Origin of the sequence: Pantoea sp. CTOTU50773, assembly GCF_032082325.1 — a bacterium.
Taxonomy (GTDB): domain Bacteria; phylum Pseudomonadota; class Gammaproteobacteria; order Enterobacterales; family Enterobacteriaceae; genus Pantoea; species Pantoea communis.
Genome location: NZ_DAMDQC010000244.1, coordinates 1 through 4211, shown reverse-complemented (window position 1 = coordinate 4211; position 4211 = coordinate 1). Strand labels below are relative to the sequence as shown.

The following is a 4211-nucleotide window of genomic DNA, read 5'->3' as shown; positions in this document are numbered from 1 at the left end:
GCGGTCGGTGGTCAACTCGCCAGTTGCCTGAATTTGTTCGGCGATCAGGCTTTTCATATTGTGTCGGGCATTGGCGTCACGACTGTCGCCGGGCAGTGACGTTTCACTATGGGCCTGTCGTAAATAACCACCAATCGCTTCACCCAGTGTCGCTGAACGGCCGAGACTGTCGCCATGCCAGAATGGCAGACGCGCTGAACGGCCCGGCGCAGGCACCACCACAACCTGGTCATGGGTGATTTGCTGAATACGCCATGATGTTGCGCCAAGGGTAATGATGTCGTTAATCCGCGACTCATAAACCATCTCTTCATCCAGTTCCCCGACGCGTCGTGCGCCCGTCTGTTCTTCACCTTCGGGCAGCATAACGCTGAACATCCCGCGATCCGGGATGGTGCCGCCGCTGGTGACAGCCAGATGCTGCGCGCCAGGCCGTCCAGTCAGGGTATTATTATGTCGGTCCCAAATTAGGCGGGGTTGCAGGTTGGCGAACTCATCGGAGGGATAGCGCCCGGCTAACATGTTTAGCACCGCTTCAAATGCGTGACGTGGTAACGTTTTAAACGGTTCTGCACGCCGTACCAGCTCAAACCAGCTGTCGATTTCCAGCGTGTCCATTGAGGCGGCGGCGACCGTGTGCTGAGCCAGCAGGTCCAGCGGATTGTGTGGCAGGGTAATCGCATCGAGTTCACCCGCCAACATCGACTCAACAATGACAGCCGCATCCACCAAATCGCGTCGGGTGCGCGGCCAGATGATGCCTTTCGGCGTACCGCCGACCTGATGACCCGCGCGCCCGACGCGCTGGAGCGCACTGGCAACCGAAGGGGGCGCACCAACCTGAATCACCAGATCGATATCGCCCATATCAATACCCAGCTCCAGGCTTGATGTGGCGACCACGCAACGCAGCTCGCCCGCTTTGAGCGCGTTTTCAATTTCCAGCCGTTGTTCTTTAGAAACAGAACCGTGGTGGGATCGGGCCAATAAGTCATTCGGTGTGACGGTGCGTTTCTCTGTACCGCCGGTAAAGGAACCGTAGGCAAAGGACTCTTCTGGCGCAGTGGGCTTTTCTCCGAGGCGACGCGTGTAGAGCTCATTCAGCCTCGCGGTAAGTTTTTCAGCCAATCCGCGGGAATTGGTAAACACCAAAGTGGCGCGATGGCGTAACACCTCATCCAAAATCCCGGCTTCAATGTGTGGCCAGATGGATCCTGCGGACGGTGTGGCATCCTGCACTGAACGGCTATCGGGGCGTTGCTGAATATCCGTCATATCTTCAACAGGCACCCGGATAGTTAATGCTAACGGGCGCTGAGCTGTAGGATTCACGATCAGCGTTTCGCGACTCCCCCCTAGAAACTGTGCGACGGCCTCCGGCGGTTTCACCGTGGCTGAGAGGCCGATACGCTGCGCAGGGTGCGTTAGCAGCGTATCCAGCCGTTCAAGGCTGAGCGCCAGATGCGCGCCGCGTTTGCTGCCCGCGATGGCATGTACTTCATCAACAATCACCGTAGAGATGCCACGCAGCGTGTCGCGGGCTTTTGATGTCAGCATCAGAAATAAAGATTCGGGCGTGGTGATCAAAATATCCGGTGGGCGCCGCTGTAATTTTGCCCGCTCGCTGCTGAGCGTATCGCCCGATCGCATGCCCACCTCCAGGGTGATCTCGGCTTCACCGCGTTTGCGCCGCTCTTCAGCCACCCCCGCTAAAGGCCGTTGCAGATTGCGCTGAACATCCGCCGCCAGCGCTTTCACCGGAGAGAGGTAAAGAATGCGTGTTCTGTGACTTCGTTCGGGGAGATCTTCGGCGCTGCGTTCACGAAACAGGGCATCAATCGCATAGAGAAATGCCGCCAGCGTTTTACCAGAACCGGTGGGCGCAATCACCAAACAGTTCTTACCGCTCGAAATGGCCTGCCAGGCTTCATGTTGTGCGGGCGTCGCCGCTTTAAAGGTGTCGCGAAACCATTGCTGCGTGGCGGCGGTAAACAACGCGAGTGAAGAGGCTGGCATCCGATGCTCCTGGGGTTTCAAAGAGGACTTTCAGCAGTGTAGCCTGCAGCATGATTGTGAGCAGGTTATATACTTGATGTTTTGGCTGATTTTTTCATCAACAGGAGTGAGAAATGATGATGTTCAAACGCGCACTATTATTGGCGTTGCTTCCGGGAACCGTGCTGGCTGCCCCGATATTTACGCTGCAATCATCGGATTTTAACGACAGTGCCATGCTGGATAAAACCTTTCAGGCAACAACAAAAGTAACCCGTCATGCACCGGCGACAATGTATCTCCCGCTCTAAGCTGGTCAAATGCACCGGCCGGCACCCGTAGCTTTGCGCTGATGCTGACCGATCCCGTAGGAGGAAAAGGCTTAGGCGTGACACATATGGTGGCCTATAACATCGCGGCGGATCGCACGCAGTTTGCGCAGGGCGAATTAAGTAAAGGCGAAGGATACACTGGAGGTAAGAATTCGCCGGGCACCACAAATTATTACGGTCCATGCCCACCAGTGGGAAGTGGCATACATCATTATAACTTCGTGATGGTGGCAACAGATTTGCCGGTAAATCAATTACCTGGCGGACTGACACATGATGAGTTGATCGCCAAATTGAAAGGCCATACCTTGGGGGCTGCCACCATTGTGGGACGGTTTACCAACGATAAGTAAGTCATACGGCCGCCTGAACTGGCGGCCGTGACAACGTCACTCTACAGGATAGATAGACTCTGCCAACGCGCCCCGACGATCCAGTCGGCGTGCGGCTAACCACAGCAATGCGGTGACAAACCAGCCAATAATCCACGACACATCATTGCCTGCAAATATCCAGGTCAATGAGCCATGGTGCAGCGGATTATCAATAAACGGCAGTTGCACCATCACACCCAGGAAATAGACCACAATCCCTGCCCAGTTCCAGCGCCCATAACGACCATCAGGCTGTGAAAGTGCCGGAATATCCACGCGCCCTTTGGTGATGAGATAAAAATCGGTAAGGCTGATTGCGCTCCACGGAACAAAGAAGGCCAGCAGGAACAACAGGAAATGGGTAAACGACTTAAGGAAGGCCGGTTCACTGATCAGGGCGATGATGCAGGCGATCGTGACCATCAACACCACAAACAGAACCCGACCGCCACGGCTGAGGGACGTTTGCTGCCGGAAGCCTGACACGATGGTGGTGAGTGACATAAAGCTGCCGTAAGCATTCAGGGTAGTGAAGGTAATCTTGCCAAAACAGATAGCAAAGTAGATCACCATTGCCATGGTCGCGCTACTGCCCAGACCCACGATATATCCCACTTCATTACCGGAAAACGCTTTTCCGGCAATCGCCGCCACAATCACGCCCAACGTCATTGAGGCTTGGGTGCCTAAAACGGTGCCGAAAAACACCGAACTGAACAGCTTTTTCGCCGAGACGTTAGCCGGCAGGTAGCGTGAGTAATCAGACACATACGGGCAAAAGGCTATCTGCCAGGAGGATGAGAGTGAAACGGCCAGCAGGAAGTTGGCAATCGTGAAGTGCTGATTTTGCCACACGGCCGACAAATCATGCGTGGAAAGCAGGGTGATGAACAGATAAGCGAAGGCCAGCACACCGATCACACTCGCCACTTTACCCAGCTTGTGAATCACCCGATAACCGAGCACCGCAATCTCCACAATGATGGCGCTGAACAGGATCATACCCGTCGCGTTGCTCACATTAATCAGCTTTGCCAGTGCCTGACCGGCCAGCACGGTGCCACTTGCCGAAAATCCAACATACATAATGCATACCAGCAGCAGCGGGATCACCGCACCAAACACGCCAAACTGCATGCGACTGGTGATCATCTGCGGTAAGCCAAGACGTGGGCCCTGAATGGCATGCAACGACATAATGGCGGCACCAATAATCTGGCCCACCAACAGACCCACAAGCGACCACACCACATCGCCGCCCAACACCACGGCGAGCGCTCCGGTGACAATGGCGGTGATCTGCAGGTTACCGCCAAACCAGAGAGTGAACTGGCTGAAAGGGTGGCCATGGCGTTCGCGGAGCGGAATGTAATCGATGGAGCGGGTTTCAGACAGGCGCTGGTTTTCTCTGCCTGAATAATCGGCTGCAGGTGATTCGGCTGACATAGTTTCCTCGCTGAAACAATGAACGCGGTGCGTTATGTTATTTTTGTTTATCAGTTGTGTTTGC

At 55.1% G+C, this 4211-nt stretch carries 2 protein-coding genes and 1 pseudogene; 1 reads left to right on the top strand and 2 read right to left on the bottom strand.

Going from position 1 to position 4211, the window contains the following annotated elements; translation table 11 throughout:
- Positions 1 to 2016 (bottom strand): DEAD/DEAH box helicase (locus RT340_RS22160; protein ID WP_313377823.1); only part of this gene is annotated, 2016 nt, incomplete at its 3' end.
- A 113-nt stretch (positions 2017 to 2129) separates the two neighbouring features.
- Between RT340_RS22160 and RT340_RS22155 the strand changes: the two are divergent.
- A pseudogene (locus tag RT340_RS22155) lies at positions 2130 to 2680 on the top strand (YbhB/YbcL family Raf kinase inhibitor-like protein).
- A gap of 36 nt (positions 2681 to 2716) precedes the next feature.
- On the opposite strand, the gene RT340_RS22150 reads toward RT340_RS22155, so the two are convergent.
- On the bottom strand, positions 2717 to 4147 hold the full coding sequence (locus tag RT340_RS22150; RefSeq protein WP_313377822.1) for a cytosine permease: 1431 nt from the start codon (positions 4145 to 4147) through the stop codon (positions 2717 to 2719).
- Positions 4148 to 4211 lie beyond the last annotated feature (64 nt).